This window comes from Acidovorax sp. LjRoot74 (assembly GCF_964254355.1).
Classification (GTDB): Bacteria; Pseudomonadota; Gammaproteobacteria; order Burkholderiales; family Burkholderiaceae_C; genus Acidovorax.
This window is the reverse complement of sequence record NZ_CAXUTI020000001.1, coordinates 4945001-4959661: the sequence shown is the minus strand read 5'-3', so window position 1 is coordinate 4959661 and position 14661 is coordinate 4945001. Positions and strand designations below refer to the sequence as shown.

Sequence of the window (14661 nt, the reverse complement as noted above, 5' to 3'; positions counted from 1 at the left end):
CCATGGAACAGACAAAAATTTCCTCAGGGCAGGGCGGCACACACGCAGCCCACGCCACGCGGGCGAAAACGCCTGCGCAACAGCAAGGAACGGACGCTGCGGATGCAGCCTCGGCAGGAGGGTTTCTTGCGTTGCTGGCTGCGCTCGAAGACATGTCTGCTGACAGTGGTGCGCCTGAACTGGCAGCTGCGGATGCTGCTCCGGTGGACCTTGCTGCGGATACCGTGAAGGGGGACATGGATGCTGCGGCCATGGCGGCCTGGCAAGGGCTGTTTGCGCCCACCCAGAATGACCTTTCCAACATGGGATTGGTGCGGCAGGCCGACGGGACGCTGCGCCCGGAGTCCTTGGTGAACGGGGTGCTGGCAGGCACGGGGGCTGCCGCCGGGGCTGCGGGCGAAATGGCGATGAACGACCCGTTGGCCAACGGAGGGCTGCCCCAGGGCCTGGTGGCTGAAACGGCAAAACTCGACACTTCGGCGGATTTCAAGGACCTCAAGGAGACGCCAGCCCAAAGCACGGTGGCTGGATTTGGCCGCAGCTTCTCGCGCATGCTGGGCACCCAGGCCCAGCGGGTGGGGGGGGCTGGAGGGGCGGAAGTTGCCACGGGTGCAGCCCTGGGCGCGGACGCTGCGCAGCGCCATTCCGCGTCTCAGGGCGCTGCGGCGGCGCTCGCCCAGGCCACTGGCGAACGTGCGACCGTGGGAGCGCTGGTCGCGAGCGCCGTAGCGGAGCGCGGCGTTGGTACGCCCGCATCTCCAGAGGGGCGTGACATGGTCTTCGCTGGGGCCGACAGTTTGCTGGCGGGTGTGGTGGCCGCCAGAGGGGCGGAGGCTGCGCCTGGCGGGCGCCCTGGCGAGGGGAATGCCGGAGGCGGCGGCTGGTCCGATGGCGCAGCGGGTATGTCTCCCCTGGAGCATGGGAACACCGACAACACTGCCGTGTTTGTGGACCCTGCTGCAGCCGGAGCCGAGGAGCAGGTGGCCGATCAGGTGGCCTACTGGGTCAACCAGAAGACGCAGAACGCTGAGCTGACGCTCAACCGGGACGGCCAGCCTGTAGAGGTTTCCGTGTCCCTGTCCGGCAATGAAGCGCATGTCACCTTCCGCAGCGACCAGGCGCAGACACGCGAGATGCTTGATCAGAGCATGGCCCAGCTGCGGGATCTGTTGCGCAGTGAAGGGCTGGTGCTGTCGGGTATGTCGGTGGGGACATCGGCACGGGATGGCGCAGGCCCGCAGGGCGGTGACGCGGGGCAGTCCCGTGGCCGCGACGGCGCCCGCCAGGCCCAGGTGCTGTCGAGTGCGCCGGTCGGCACCGCATCGCTGGCGCGTGACGGCAGTGGGCCCGACCGCAGCGTGGATATTTTTGTGTGATCTTTTCACGCCAGGTGGGGAGGGCAGCGCAGGCTGCCACCACCAGCGCACCCCCGAGTGCAAGGGGGCGAGCGCGGTGAATGCCATGGTTTTGGGCTTTTATTCTGGCTATTATTGGTTACACCCCCGTCCAATAATGGGCCATCCGGCTTTGCTTGCACTTTGATAGCGCAAGTGTGGCCTGCTCCCTACCGCAAGGAACACCATCGTGTCAGCCAATCCCCCCGCAGCGGCCCCCGCGAAAAGCAAGAAGATGCTCATCATCATCGGCGTCGTTGTGGCGGTGCTGGTGATTGGTGGGGGTGCTGCGGCTTGGTTCATGACCCGCTCGCACGGGGATGAAGAGGAGGGTGGTGGTGCACCCGCTGCCCGCAAGGAGGCGCCCAAGGTGGCCCCTACTTTCCTGCCCATGGAAAACATGGTGGTCAACCTGGCCGATCCTGGCGGGGATCGGTTTGCCCAGATAGGCATCACCCTGGAGCTGGAAGACGCCAAAACCGCCGATCAGGTCAAGCTGTACCTGCCGACCATTCGCAGTGGCATCCTGATGCTGGTGTCCCAGCGCACGTCGTCCGAGCTGCTGATGCGCGAGGGCAAGGAGAAGCTGGCCGCCGACATTCGCCGTGAAGTCTCCCGGCCCCTGGGGTATTCGGTGCCCACCGAGCGTGAACGTGCGCGTGCAGCTGAGGCCGACCAGGATGGAGAGGCTGAAGACCGCCCGGCGCGCAAGCGCACCGAGCGCAATCCCGTGCTGCGGGTGCTCTTCTCCAACTTCATCATTCAGTGACACGGGCAAGGACCAGCCATGAGTGATTCATTTCTTTCGCAGGAAGAGGTTGATGCCCTTCTCGAAGGGGTCACTGGCGAAAGCCAGAAGTCGGTCGAGGAAGTGGCCGAAGCGGGGTCCGTACGCAACTACGACATTTCCAGCCAGGAACGCATCGTCCGTGGCCGCATGCCGACGATGGAAATCGTCAACGAGCGGTTTGCGCGCAACTTCCGCATCGGGCTGTTCAATTTCATCCGGCGCAGCCCGGAAATTTCGGTGGGCACAGTGTCCGTACAGCGCTACAGCGCCTTTCTGCGCGAGCTGGCAGTGCCGACCAACTTCAACATCGTGGCGATCCGCCCCCTGCGCGGGAGCGGGCTCATCGTGTGCGAGCCCTCGCTGGTGTTCGGCATCATCGATACGCTGTATGGCGGGGTTGGCAAGTTCCAGACCCGGATCGAGGGGCGCGATTTTTCGCCCACCGAGCAGCGCGTCATCAACCGGCTGGTGGATGTGATCTGCACCGAGTACAAGAAAGCCTGGCAGGGCATCTACCCGCTGGAGCTGGAGTACCAGCGCTCGGAAATGCAGCCCCAATTCGCCAACATCGCCACGCCCAGCGAAATTGTGGTGTCCACGGCCTTCCAGCTGGAAATCGGCGACCTCTCCGGTGCCATCCATGTCTGCATGCCGTATGCCACGCTGGAGCCGATCCGCGATGTGCTGTATTCGTCCACGCAGGGCGATTCCATCGAGGTGGACCGCCGGTGGGTGAACGTGCTCAAGCGCGAAATCCAGTCTGCAGAAGTCACGCTGGTGGCGGAGCTGGCCAAGGCCGACGCCACGGTGGAGCAGTTGCTGGCCATGAAGCCAGGTGACTTCATCGAGCTGGACCGAGAGCCCCGCATCCGGGCATCCATCGGAGGGGTTCCTATTTTTGAATGCCAGTATGGAACCCACAACTCCAAGTACGCCATCCGCATTGAAGAATGCTTGCGTAATTCGGACATGAGCTGGCTGGGAGAGAAAAATGGCAACTGAAGAAGACAACAAGGACGCAGGCGCAGAAGACCCGTTTGCGGGCTGGGCCGAGGCGCTGGAAGAGCAAAAACGCACCGACGACAAGCCTGCGGACGCCGAGCAGGGTGGCCCGCTGTCCGGCGAGCCCGTGCGGCCGTTTTCCGGCTCTGCAGGTTCGGACGGAACCGTCAACGACATCAACATGGTGCTGGACATCCCGGTCCAGCTGTCGGTGGAGCTGGGGCGCACCAAGGTGCCGATCAAGTACATCCTCCAACTGGCGCAAGGCTCGGTGGTGGAGCTGGATGCTTTGGCAGGCGAACCCATGGACGTGCTGGTCAACGGCTACCTCATCGCCCAGGGCGAGGTGGTGGTGGTGAACGACAAGTTCGGTATCCGCCTCACCGACGTGGTGACTCCGTCCGAACGCCTGCGCCGGGTCAGCCGTGGATAGTGGGAGCATGACCCAGACCCTGCTTGTGGTGGTGCTCTTTGTGGGCGCCATGGCCGCGCTGCCTTGGCTGGTGCGCCGCGTGCAGCAGCGCCATGCTGCTGGCGGCGTGGCTGCAGGGGCTGCATCGCGTGTGGTGTCTGCCGTGGCGGTGGGGCCGCAGCAACGGGTGGTGACTGTCGAGGTCGGGCCCGAGCATGCACGCACCTGGCTGGTGCTGGGGGTGACGGCGCAGCAGGTGAGTTGTCTGCATGTGTTGCCCGTATCGCCCGTGCCTGTGTCGGCCATGGCCGGTGTGGGCGCCGGGGTGGTTGAGGCGCCTTCGTTCGCCCAACAGATGGCAGCGGCTGCCGCAGCCACGGCCCCTGAAAAGGCGAGCCATGGTTGACCGATTGCCAACGCGCGCACCGGGCTGCAAGGGGAGGGCCTGGGAGTTCTGGCTGCTGGCCGCCCTGGCGGGGATAGCGGGGCTGGGGGGGCAAAGCCCGGCGTTTGCGCAGGCGGCCGGAAGTCTGCCCCTGGTGGTGGGCAGCGGCCCCACTGGCACCAGCTACTCGGTGCCGATCCAGACGCTGCTGTTTTTTACCGCGCTGTCCTTCTTGCCTGCCGTGCTGCTCATGATGACGGGCTTCACCCGCATCGTGATTGTGTTGTCTCTGCTGCGGCAGGCGCTGGGCACGCAGTCTGCGCCGCCCAACCAGGTCATCATCGGGTTGTCGCTGTTCCTGACCTTTTTTGTGATGGGCCCCACCCTGGACCGCGTGTACCAGGAGGCCTACGTGCCCTACACCAACAACACCATCACCTTCGAACAGGCGCTGGACAAAGCCGAGGCGCCCATGCGTGGCTTCATGCTCAAGCAGACGCGGCAGTCTGACTTTGCGCTGTTCTCGCGGCTGGCCCGCCTGGACCCGAACGTGACGGCAGAGACTGCCCCTATGCGGGTGCTGGTCCCGGCGTTTGTCACCAGCGAGCTGAAGTCGGCGTTCCAGATCGGCTTCATGATCTTCATCCCCTTCCTGGTGATCGACATGGTGGTGTCGAGCATCCTGATGTCCCTGGGCATGATGATGCTGTCGCCGGTGCTGGTGGCCTTGCCGTTCAAGCTCATGCTGTTTGTGCTGGCGGATGGCTGGAATCTGCTGATTGGCTCCCTGGCTGCCAGCTTTGTAACCTGAAGGAGGAGCACACGATGACTCCGCAAGTGGTACTGACCATCGGGCGTGATGCCCTGACCCTGCTGCTGATGATCTCCATGCCGGTGCTGGGGGTGGTCATGGCTGTGGGTCTGCTCGTGAGCATTTTCCAGGCCGTCACCCAGATCCATGAGGCCACCTTGGCGTTTGTCCCCAAGCTGATCGCTGCGATGGTGGTGTTTGCCATCGCCGGGCCCTGGATGCTTAGCACGCTGGTGGACTTCATCCGGCGAACCATCGAGTCCATTCCGTCGATGATTGGCTAGGTTTTTTGATCAAAATATGCCTTCTGCGCCTGTCCATCAAGCGCTTGTAGCTATCATTTTTATAGTTTTCTAGCGCCATGATCACCTTCAGCGAAGCGCAGATCATGGCCTGGCTGTCGCCCATCCTGTGGCCGTTTCTGCGGGTTCTGGCCCTGTTTTCGGTGGCGCCGGTGTTCTCGATGCGGGTGATCCCCATGCGCGTGAAGATCGGGCTGGCATTTCTGGTGGCGCTGTGTGCCCAGGGGGTGCTCGGGGAGCAGCCGGTCATCAGCGTCAACGGCCGCGAGGCCCTGGGGGCCGTGGCGCAGCAGGTGGCAGTGGGCCTGGCCATTGGGTTCTCTGTGCGGCTCGTGTTCGCTGCCGTGGAACTCGCGGGGGAAATCATTGGATTGCAGATGGGGCTGAATTTCGCCTCTTTCTTCGATCCTTCCTCCAACGCGCAAATCAGTGCGGTGGCGCGCTTTTTTGGGCACATGGCCACGCTGCTGTTTGTTGTGATCAACGGCCACCTGCTGATCCTGATGGCGGTAGTCAAAAGCTTTGACCGTTTCCCGGTCAACGGCAACTTCCTGCAGGCGCTGGCGCAAATGCGGCTGCACGAGCTGGGGGCGTCGCTCTTTTCGAGTGCACTCTGGATTGCCTTGCCCATGATTGCGCTGCTGCTGTTCGTCAATCTGACGATGGGCGTCATCTCCCGGGTGGCGCCGCAGATGAACATCTATGCGGTGGGCTTTCCCGTCACGCTCACCGTGGGCATGCTGGGCATTGCCGCCACGCTGCCCATGCTGGAGCAGCCCGTGCTGGCGCTGATGCAGCAGGCGGTAGACCTGTTTGCCGCGCAGCGATAGGGGTTGCACCAAGGCGTGGGAGGCGCCCCGTTTGCTCAGACCAGCTGGTTGCGGATGGCGTAGACGGTGAGTTCGGCGTTGTTGGACAGCTTGAGCTTTTCCAGCACGCGCGAGCGGTACACGCTCACGGTCTTGGGGCTCAGCATCAGTTCTTCGGCAATGTCCGACAGCCGCCGCCCGGAGGCGATCTTGATCAGCGTCTGCAGCTCCCGCTCGGACAGCGTGGTATGCAGAGCCTCGGGGGTGGGCTGGGCGAGGCTGTCCGCCAGCATCTGGGCCACTTCTGCGGTGAGGTATTTGCGACCCTGCATCACCGTGCGCACGGCCGCGATCAGCTCGACCGGGTCCCCCGCCTTGTTGGCGTAGCCCTGCGCGCCCGCCTTGAGGCAGCGCAGCGCGTACTGGTCTTCCGGGTACATGGACACCACCAGCACCTTGATGGCGGAATGGGTCTCCCGCAGGCTGGTGAGCACTTCCAGGCCGCTGCGGCCCGGCATGTTCAGGTCCAGCAGCAGGACATCACAGGCGGCGGTGCGCAGAACCTCGCGCAGCTCGGAGTAGCCGCCCGCCTCCCCCGTGACCTGGATATCGGTCGCTTCGGCCAGCGTGTCGCGTATCCCGCGCCGCAGAACGGCATGGTCGTCGCAAAGGACCACATGAATCACATCGCATCTCCCGGGGCTGTTGGTGGGGGCGATGGTAGCGGGATGGACAGGATGACCGACGTCCCTTGCCCTGGCCGACTGCTGATGTCCAGCCAGCCGCCAACGGTGCGCGCCCTCTCCTGCAGGCCCTTGAGCCCGAAGGCCTTGGGCTTGTCGAGCATCTCAGGGGCAATGCCCCGCCCGTTGTCGGCCACTTCCAGGGTCAGCACACCCTCCTTGTCGGAGAGGTCGATGTCGACCTTGCCAGGCTGGGCGTGTTTGGAGATGTTGGTCAGGGCTTCTTGCGCAGTGCGGTAGGCCACCAGCTGGATGTCTGCCGGGGTGTTGATGGTGTCGCTGCTGCTCTGCAGGCGGGTGGGGACACCGGTGCGGCGTTCGAAACCGGCGGCCAGCCACTGCACGGCCGCCACCAGCCCCTGCTCCAGAATGGGGGGGCGCAGGTTCATCATGATGCGCTGGCTGGCGCCGATGGCATGCTGCAGCATGTCGGCCGCCGAGCTGGCATGTTCTTGCATGGCGGCGTCCGTGCTGTGGCGGCCGATCCAGGCCACGTCAAAGCGCACGGCAGTCAGTGCGCCGCCGATGTCATCGTGGATTTCTCGCGCGATGGACGCGCGTTCCTGTTCGATCGAGGTTTGCAGGTGCTCCGCCAGCTCCGCCAGCCGGCGCTGGGACATGGCCAACTCGGCAACCGCCTGCTCGCGCATGCGCCGGGCCTCATGCACTTCCAGTGCGCGTGCGATCACGTGGGGCAGGCGCTGAATATCGTCCTTGAGCAGGTAGTCGGCCACGCCCAGACGCATGGCGTCTACGGCCGCCGCCTCGCCGATGGCGCCCGACAACAGGATGAAGGGCGGGTGTTGAGGCTTTTGCGCCACATGTGCCCACGCATCCAGTGCCGTGAACCCTGGCAGGCGGTAATCTGCCAAGATGATGTCGAACGATCCGGAGTCGGTGAGCCGCTGGAATTCGGAGAGGGTGTCTACCTGGCGCAACTGGCACTGGAGCCCGGACCGCCGTAGCGTTCGTCCCGCAAGTTCGTGATCAGCCAGTGAATCTTCGAGATGCAGGATTTCAAGGGTCTGGTCTGATGTTGCAGTGACCATAGGAGCGCTATCATAGGATACAAATTGGAACAAACAAGGGTGTTTGTCCCGTTGGGGTGGTTTCGGCGTCGGCGTCCAATGGGCGCGGATGCTACGGTGTGCACAAAGCCTGGAAGTCTTTGACGCATGTATCGTAGTCCCGTGTTTTTGCGTGCTTTGCTGCTACGTGCTGCGATGGAGAAACGATGCAATCTACGCTAACAACGCCTGGAGGGCCTGCAGTCCAGGTTCCCGTCATGGTGGCGGCGGAACTGCAGGACTCCTTGCTGGTGGTGATGCACGACCTGCACCGCCTGGAGGGGCTGCTGAACCACGCCACGGACAATCTGCTCGAGCGTTTCGGCGAGGCCAATGCGATGCTGACCGACGCGGTGGTCTCGGACTCTCCCGAACTGGTGGCGGCGCGGGCTGCGCTGCGCAGCGCGGTGACGGAGTTGCAGTTCCAGGACATGGCCTCCCAACTGATCTGGCATACCACCAAGGTGCTGCAGGGTTGCGCTTTTCGCCTGGCCTCGGAAGCCATGGGCCATGAAGATGGCGAAGACGCGGCGCCTTTTGCAGAGATGGCGCCAGACAGGCCGAATCCTGTCACCCAGAGCGAGATGGATGCGGGTTCGGTGGACCTGTTTTGACCTTCACATCATTGGTTAGCCTATATATTCAAGTCAGTTGGAGCCATACATGCAATCGATCCTTGCCGTAGATGATTCACCTTCCATGCGGAAAATGGTGTCGTTCACCCTCACGGGCGCCGGCTATCACGTCGTGGAGGCAGTGGATGGGCAAGACGCCCTTGAAAAAGCCGAGACGCACAACATCGATCTGGTGCTGGCAGACCAGAACATGCCCCGGCTCGATGGTATTGGCCTGACCCGCAAGCTGCGCGAGCACCCCAAATTCAAAACAATTCCCATCCTGATCCTGACGACGGAGTCGAGCGACCAGATGAAGCAGGCTGGCCGCACTGCCGGTGCGACGGGCTGGCTGGTGAAGCCTTTCGATCCCAATCGTCTGATCGAAGTCATCCAGAAGGTGATCCGCTGAGCCGGGTTGACTGAGACCATCAAGTACACAGGAGCCCACCATGGCGGAAAGCTACCAAGAAGGATCGGGTGCAGGCGCTGACTTCGACCTGAGCCAGTTCTATCAGATATTTTTCGAGGAAGCGGGCGAGAACCTCGACCAGATGGAGCAGATGCTGCTGGATCTGGATCTGAGCAGTGCCAACGATGAAGAACTCAACGGCATTTTTCGCTGTGCACATTCGATTAAGGGCGGCTCTGCCACCTTCGGGTTTTCCGACGTTGCGGAGCTGACCCACCAGATGGAGTCGCTGCTGGACCGCCTGCGCCGCCATGAACTGCAGCCGATTCCCCAGATGGTGGATGTGTTGCTGGAGTCTGCCGATGCGTCGCGCAGCCTTCTTGCCCGGCACCAGGCCGGTGGCCAGGGCGAAGCGGTTTCCACCACCTCCCTCGTGCGCCGCATCAGCGACCTTGCAGCGGGCCTTGTGCCCAGCGATGCTCCCGCTGTCGCCGCGCCCCCCCCACCGCCGCCTCCACCGGCGGTTGCTGCGCCAGCTCCCGCGCCCAAGGCGGCCACCCCCGCCGTGGCTGGACAAGCCCGTCAACTCGAAATCCAGATCGGCCCCCTTGAGCGGCCAGCGCAGGCAGACGCCATCAAGGAGCTGTTCCGCGACATTCCTGGTCTGGGCGCCATTCGTGATCTGCCCGCCACCGAGGCCAACACGCGCCTTTTTGCGGTAGAGACCAGCTCCACCAACGACGATCTCCTGGATCTGTTTGCTTTCCACGTGTCCAAGGAGCAGGTGTTGATCCGTGACGCTGGGGCTGCCGCAGGTGAGCCTGCTGCAGAGCCGGTAGACGAGGATGCCGCGCTGGCGGTGGATACATCCGGTGGCGAGACGCCGTATGGCTTCTTCAACGGCGCGCCCGGCGCGCCCTCTGAGGCCTCGCAGGCAGCCACCCAAGCCCCAGCCCAGGCCGCCCCCAAGGCCGCAGCTCCCAAAGCCGAGCCCAAGGCGGCCATGCAGGCGCAAATGGAGTCCACGACCATTCGGGTCGATGTCAAGAAGGTCGATCAGCTCATCAACTTGGTGGGCGAGCTGGTGATCACACAGGCCATGCTGGCGCAGAACAGCCGCGGGCTGGATGCCGGGCTCTACCAGCAACTGCTGGCCGGCCTGGCCGACCTGGATCGCAATACCCGGGACCTGCAAGAGTCGGTGATGTCGATCCGCATGATTCCCATGTCCATCGTGTTCAGCCGCTTCCCGCGCATGCTGCGCGACCTGGCCAACAAGCTGGGCAAGAAGGTGGAACTGGTCACTCTGGGTGAAGCGACCGAGCTGGACAAGGGCTTGGTCGAAAAGATCACCGACCCGCTGACCCACCTCGTGCGCAACAGCTGCGACCATGGCATCGAAATGCCCGCAGACCGCCTGGCCAAGGGCAAGTCCGAGCACGGCACCATCACGCTGTCGGCTTCCCATCAGGGCGGCTCGATCGTGATCGAAGTGCGCGACGATGGCCGGGGCCTTTCCCGCGAAAAGATCCTGAGCAAGGCGCAGGAGCGGGGCATTGAAGTGTCCGAACAGATGAGCGATGCCGAGGTATGGCAGCTGATCTTTGCCCCAGGCTTCTCCACGGCGGATGAGGTCACCGACGTGTCCGGGCGCGGTGTGGGCATGGACGTGGTCAAGCGCAACATCGCTGCGCTCAATGGCTCGGTGGAGATCGACTCGGCCGAGGGCTACGGCATGAAGGTGTCTGTGCGCCTGCCGTTGACACTGGCGATCATGGACGGCATGTCGGTCGGGGTTGGCGAAGAGGTGTACATCCTCCCACTGTCTTCCGTGGTCGAGTCGTTCCAGGTCAATGCCGACGACGTGAGCACGGTGGCACAAGGCTCGCAGCTGGTGAAGGTGCGCGACGAGTACATGCCCGTGATCGCGCTGGAGAAGATCTTCCAGGTTCCTCGATTCGATCTCAACAAATCCAGCAACATCATGGTGGTGGTCGAGGCCGATGGCAGCCGTGTGGCGCTGCTGGTCGATGAGCTGCTGGGGCAGCACCAGGTGGTGGTCAAGAACCTGGAGTCGAACTACCGCAAGGTGCCCAATGTGTCAGGCGCCACCATCCTGGGAGATGGCACGGTGGCGCTGATTCTGGACACGGGTGGCCTGGTGCGCCGGGCTCGCCACTGAGGATTCAAGCGTCTGGCCTATTGGGCCCGGCGCTGTCATGAAAGGAGAATGCACCATGAGTGTGATTGGTAAGACGGCAGACGCAGCGCCGACAGGTGCTCGTGAATATCTGACATTCCGCCTCGATCAGGAAGAGTACGGCATCGACATCCTGAAGGTGCAGGAAATCAGGGGCTACGAGCCTCCGACGCGCATCGCCAATGCGCCCGATTTCATCAAGGGCGTGACCAACCTGCGCGGGACAATTGTTCCCATTGTGGACATGCGCCTGAAGTTCAACTGCGCGCAGGCCGACTACAACAGTTTCACCGTGGTCATCATCCTCAACCTGCGCAACCGGGTGGTCGGGATCGTGGTGGACTCCGTCAGCGATGTGATGGAGCTGACGCCCGAGAGCATCCGCTCGGCGCCTGACATCGAGAGCGCCATCGACAACAGCTGCATCCTGGGGCTGGGGTCGGTGGGTGAGCGCATGCTGATCCTGCTTGACATCGAAAAACTCATGTCGAGCGTGGATATGGGATTGGTAACCGCCAACGAATAGGGCGCAACGACGGTCAACAACCATTGGTGGCCCAGGCACATGTCGGGTCGCAGGCCGTGCTTGCGAACCTCTTGGAGCGAACAGGATTTCCCTTCGGACGATCAATATGGCCCACACCACCAGTGCCCCCGTTTCAGCCCGGTCTGCCCCTTCGCGGGTGGATCCGGCCTACGCTGCAGCGGAGGCCCCCTCGGGGCCCTTGGCCCAGGGCCGCGAGTTTGTCTGGACCAACGCAGACTTCGCCCGCGTCCAGGCGCTGATTTACCAGCGCGCCGGCATCAGCCTGCACGACGGCAAACACGCCATGGTCTACAGCCGGCTGTCGCGCCGGCTGCGGGACACAGGGCACACCAGCTTTCACGAGTACCTCAGCTGGCTTGAGAACCACGATGGGCCGGAGTGGCAAGAGTTCGTCAATGCGCTCACCACCAACCTGACGGCCTTTTTCCGCGAGCAGCACCACTTCGAGATCTTTGCATCGCATCTGCGCTCCAAGCCCTCGGCCAATTGGAAGGTGTGGTGCAACGCGGCGTCTACCGGTGAGGAGCCGTATTCAATCGTCATGACGGCCTTCGAAGCGCTGGGTGCCAATGCCTCATTCAAGCTCACGGCCAGCGATATCGACTCGCGAGTGCTGGCCACAGCCGCGCAGGGGGTGTACCGGCTGGATGGTCTCAAAGGGGTGAGCCCGGAGCGCCTGCAAAAGTTCTTTTTGCGGGGCAAGGGCGGCAACGCAGGCATGGTGCGCGCCAAGCCCGAATTGCGCCGGGTTATTGACTTCATGAGCGTGAACCTCATCCGCGATGACTGGCCTTTCAAAGAGCCCTTTGACGTGGTCTTCTGCCGCAACGTGATGATCTACTTCGATGCGCCCACGCAGCGGAAGGTGCTGGAGCGTATCCACCGGGTGCTCAAGCCGGGGGGGATGTTGTTTGTCGGCCATGCCGAAAACTTCAGCGAATCCCGCGATCTGTTTACCCTGCGTGGCAAGACGGTGTACGAGCGCCGTTGACCTGTCCATGTTGTCTTGCAACCAGCACCCATGACCAGCATCCAAGCAGGCACATCTTCCCCCATGACCACCACCCCAGGCTCATCTGAACGGCGCCGCGCACCGCGCATAGCGCCCCTGAGCGCGGATATCTACGCTGCGGGTGCTGCGCCTGCGCGCGAGTCCTCGTTGCAGGAGCTCAAGGCGCACAGCCGCAAGCCGGGGGAGGCATCGTTTTTCTACCTGGACCACCACTTCCAGCACAACGCTGTGAAGGTGCTGCCAGGGGAATACTTCGTAGCAGATGAAAGCATGGTCATCATGACCGTGCTCGGCTCCTGTATCGCGGCCTGCCTGTGGGACAGCCGTGCGCGTGTGGGGGGGATGAACCACTTCATGCTGCCCGATGGTGACCTGGCCGACGCGTCGGGGCGATACGGTTCCTACGCCATGGAGTTGCTCATCAACGAGATGCTGAAGATGGGGGCGCGCCGCGAAACCATGCAGGCCAAGATTTTTGGTGGCGCACAGGTGATGCACAACTTCACCACGATGAACGTGGGCGAGCGGAACACCAATTTTGTGCTCAACTACCTGCATACAGAGCGCATTCCCATCGTCTCGGAGGATGTGCTCGATATTTACCCGCGCAAGGTGGTTTTCTTCCCGGTGACGGGGAAGGCCATGGTCAAGCGCCTGGCCCATGCCCATCCCGAGGCCCTGGCCCAGGACGCACGCGGCAATGCCGCTACGGTGGCCAAGTCCACTGCCGGTGGTTCTGTTGATCTGTTTTGAGGAAGGTTTGCGTTAATGAGCAGGAAAATCCGGGTGATCGTGGTGGACGATTCGGCGCTGGTCCGCAGTCTGCTGTCCGAGATCATCAACCGGCAGCGCGACATGGAGTGCATTGGCACGGCCAATGACCCTTTGGTGGCGCGCGAGATGATCCGTGAGCTGAATCCGGATGTCATCACGCTGGATGTCGAGATGCCACGCATGGATGGCATTGATTTTCTCGGCCGCCTGATGCGGCTGCGCCCCATGCCGGTGGTGATGATTTCCACACTGACCGAACGCGGGGCTGAGGTCACGATGAAAGCCCTGGAGCTTGGTGCCATCGATTTTGTTGCCAAGCCGCGTGTGGGCCTGGCCAGCGGGCTCAATGACCTGGCGGCCCAGATCGTGGACAAGATTCGCGTGGCAGCCGTGGCGCAGGTTCGCCGCGCCCCGGCGCGCGAAGCGGTACCTGCGGGTGGTGGGGCCGCCCACGCGCCCGCACCGGCGTCTGCCCTGTTGGGTCGGCTGTCCACGGAAAAGCTGATTTGCATCGGCGCCTCTACAGGGGGAACGGAGGCGATCAAGGAAGTGCTGGTCCAGATGCCGGCCGACTCACCCGCCATCGTGATCACCCAGCACATGCCCCCGGGTTTTACCACCAGCTTTGCGGCCCGGCTGAATGGGCTGTGCCAGATCACGGTGAAAGAGGCGGTCAATGGCGAGCGCATCTTGCCGGGCCATGCTTACATTGCGCCGGGTGGCACGCAGTTCCATGTGGCACGCAGTGGCGCCAACTACGTGGCCGTGGTCGATGATGGCCCCCCGGTCAACCGCCACAAGCCCTCGGTGGAGGTGCTCTTCAAATCCGCGGCTGCCGTGGTGGGGCGCAATGCCTTCGGCATCATGCTCACCGGCATGGGCAACGATGGTGCTGCTGCCATGCGCGAGATGAAGGACGCCGGGAGCTACAACTATGTGCAGGACGAGGCGACCTGCATCGTCTTCGGCATGCCGCGCGAGGCCATCGCCCACGGGGCGGCCGATGAGGTGTTGCCGCTCGGCCAGATTGCTCCAGCGCTGATCACACGCTTGCGCGGCGCGACAGACCGGCTGCACCACCGCATCTGAGATTCAGCATCCACGGTGCATGCAGCGCGGGTGGCCGTGTGTGCTGCCAGGAGCTGTGGCCCACATGCGGCCCAGTGCCATTGGCGCCGCGGCTTGCTCGACATCCATGCGAGCGGCGGGGCGCGTTCTCTTCAGGCGGACAACTCCGTCCATCGCTCCAGGGCCGCCATGAGTTCGTCATCGATGGTGGCGGCCCGGGCCGCCATCTCGGCGGCGCGCGCCGGGTCTTTGCCGTACAGGGTTCCGTCTGCCAGCGCGTCCTGCAGCACCTTCTGTTCCGTTTCCAGTGCGGTGATCT

Annotated in this window: 18 protein-coding genes (1 of these 18 running past the window's edge); 15 read left to right on the top strand and 3 right to left on the bottom strand. The window is 63.3% G+C overall.

Features of this window, described 5'->3' with window-relative positions; all coding sequences use genetic code 11:
* The first annotated feature begins 2 nt into the window (after window positions 1-2).
* The 8 genes from ACSQ3O_RS23535 to fliR all read left to right on the top strand — a co-directional run bounded on the left by ACSQ3O_RS23535 (window position 3) and on the right by fliR (window position 5926).
* On the top strand, window positions 3-1376 hold the full coding sequence (locus ACSQ3O_RS23535) for a flagellar hook-length control protein FliK (protein ID WP_436140663.1): 1374 nt from the start codon (window positions 3-5) through the stop codon (window positions 1374-1376).
* 208 nt (window positions 1377-1584) lie between these two features.
* The gene (locus ACSQ3O_RS23530; RefSeq protein ID WP_436140662.1) at window positions 1585-2163 is read left to right on the top strand and encodes a flagellar basal body-associated FliL family protein; all 579 of its coding nucleotides are present in this window, start codon (window positions 1585-1587) and stop codon (window positions 2161-2163) included.
* An 18-nt stretch (window positions 2164-2181) separates the two neighbouring features.
* Entirely contained in the window at window positions 2182-3186 is a 1005-nt protein-coding gene (gene fliM, locus ACSQ3O_RS23525) for a flagellar motor switch protein FliM (protein ID WP_137747675.1), read from the top strand.
* Window positions 3176-3619, top strand: a complete 444-nt coding sequence (fliN, locus tag ACSQ3O_RS23520; protein ID WP_137747676.1) for a flagellar motor switch protein FliN — start codon at window positions 3176-3178, stop codon at window positions 3617-3619. The genes fliM and fliN overlap by 11 nt, the downstream gene beginning before the upstream one ends.
* A gap of 7 nt (window positions 3620-3626) precedes the next feature.
* Window positions 3627-4004 carry a FliO/MopB family protein gene (locus ACSQ3O_RS23515; RefSeq protein WP_436140661.1) on the top strand — a complete coding sequence of 126 codons (378 nt, stop codon included), beginning with the start codon at window positions 3627-3629 and terminating at the stop codon, window positions 4002-4004.
* Window positions 3997-4794, top strand: coding sequence for a flagellar type III secretion system pore protein FliP (gene fliP / locus ACSQ3O_RS23510; protein WP_436140660.1), 798 nt, complete (start codon window positions 3997-3999; stop codon window positions 4792-4794). The genes ACSQ3O_RS23515 and fliP overlap by 8 nt, the downstream gene beginning before the upstream one ends.
* 14 nt (window positions 4795-4808) lie before the next feature.
* On the top strand, window positions 4809-5078 hold the full coding sequence (gene fliQ, locus ACSQ3O_RS23505) for a flagellar biosynthesis protein FliQ (RefSeq protein WP_137747678.1): 270 nt from the start codon (window positions 4809-4811) through the stop codon (window positions 5076-5078).
* 77 nt (window positions 5079-5155) lie between these two features.
* Entirely contained in the window at window positions 5156-5926 is a 771-nt protein-coding gene (gene fliR / locus ACSQ3O_RS23500; RefSeq protein WP_137747679.1) for a flagellar biosynthetic protein FliR, read from the top strand.
* A gap of 35 nt (window positions 5927-5961) precedes the next feature.
* Here fliR and ACSQ3O_RS23495 read toward each other — a convergent pair whose 3' ends face one another.
* Both ACSQ3O_RS23495 and ACSQ3O_RS23490 read right to left on the bottom strand, forming a co-directional pair.
* Window positions 5962-6591 (bottom strand): response regulator, encoded by a 630-nt coding sequence (locus ACSQ3O_RS23495; protein WP_137747680.1) that lies wholly within the window; start codon window positions 6589-6591, stop codon window positions 5962-5964.
* Window positions 6588-7697, bottom strand: coding sequence for an ATP-binding protein (locus ACSQ3O_RS23490; protein WP_436140659.1), 1110 nt, complete (start codon window positions 7695-7697; stop codon window positions 6588-6590). The genes ACSQ3O_RS23495 and ACSQ3O_RS23490 overlap by 4 nt, the downstream gene beginning before the upstream one ends.
* A gap of 185 nt (window positions 7698-7882) precedes the next feature.
* Here ACSQ3O_RS23490 and ACSQ3O_RS23485 point away from each other — a divergent pair, with 185 nt between their 5' ends.
* The 7 genes from ACSQ3O_RS23485 (at window position 7883) to ACSQ3O_RS23455 (ending at window position 14363) form a co-directional block, all read left to right on the top strand.
* Window positions 7883-8329: a hypothetical protein gene (locus ACSQ3O_RS23485; protein WP_063461672.1), complete on the top strand. Its 447-nt coding sequence runs from the start codon at window positions 7883-7885 to the stop codon at window positions 8327-8329.
* A gap of 49 nt (window positions 8330-8378) precedes the next feature.
* A complete protein-coding gene (locus tag ACSQ3O_RS23480) occupies window positions 8379-8741 on the top strand; it encodes a response regulator (protein WP_015015796.1) in 363 nt (120 codons plus the stop codon).
* Window positions 8742-8781: 40 nt separating this feature from the next.
* A complete protein-coding gene (locus tag ACSQ3O_RS23475; RefSeq protein WP_298453052.1) occupies window positions 8782-10923 on the top strand; it encodes a chemotaxis protein CheA in 2142 nt (713 codons plus the stop codon).
* Window positions 10924-10978: 55 nt separating this feature from the next.
* On the top strand, window positions 10979-11467 hold the full coding sequence (locus tag ACSQ3O_RS23470) for a chemotaxis protein CheW (RefSeq protein ID WP_137747683.1): 489 nt from the start codon (window positions 10979-10981) through the stop codon (window positions 11465-11467).
* A gap of 106 nt (window positions 11468-11573) precedes the next feature.
* On the top strand, window positions 11574-12479 hold the full coding sequence (locus ACSQ3O_RS23465; RefSeq protein WP_436140658.1) for a CheR family methyltransferase: 906 nt from the start codon (window positions 11574-11576) through the stop codon (window positions 12477-12479).
* A 63-nt stretch (window positions 12480-12542) separates the two neighbouring features.
* The gene (gene cheD / locus ACSQ3O_RS23460) at window positions 12543-13253 is read left to right on the top strand and encodes a chemoreceptor glutamine deamidase CheD (protein WP_137747685.1); all 711 of its coding nucleotides are present in this window, start codon (window positions 12543-12545) and stop codon (window positions 13251-13253) included.
* A gap of 15 nt (window positions 13254-13268) precedes the next feature.
* The gene (locus ACSQ3O_RS23455; protein WP_436140657.1) at window positions 13269-14363 is read left to right on the top strand and encodes a protein-glutamate methylesterase/protein-glutamine glutaminase; all 1095 of its coding nucleotides are present in this window, start codon (window positions 13269-13271) and stop codon (window positions 14361-14363) included.
* A gap of 131 nt (window positions 14364-14494) precedes the next feature.
* Here the strand turns inward: ACSQ3O_RS23455 and ACSQ3O_RS23450 are convergent, their stop codons facing one another.
* Window positions 14495-14661, bottom strand: the 3' portion of a protein-coding gene (locus tag ACSQ3O_RS23450; protein WP_436140656.1) for an ATP-binding cassette domain-containing protein. 1744 nt of this gene lie beyond the right edge of the window; the window shows 167 of its 1911 coding nt (coding positions 1745-1911); its start codon lies off the right edge, out of view; it ends in the stop codon at window positions 14495-14497.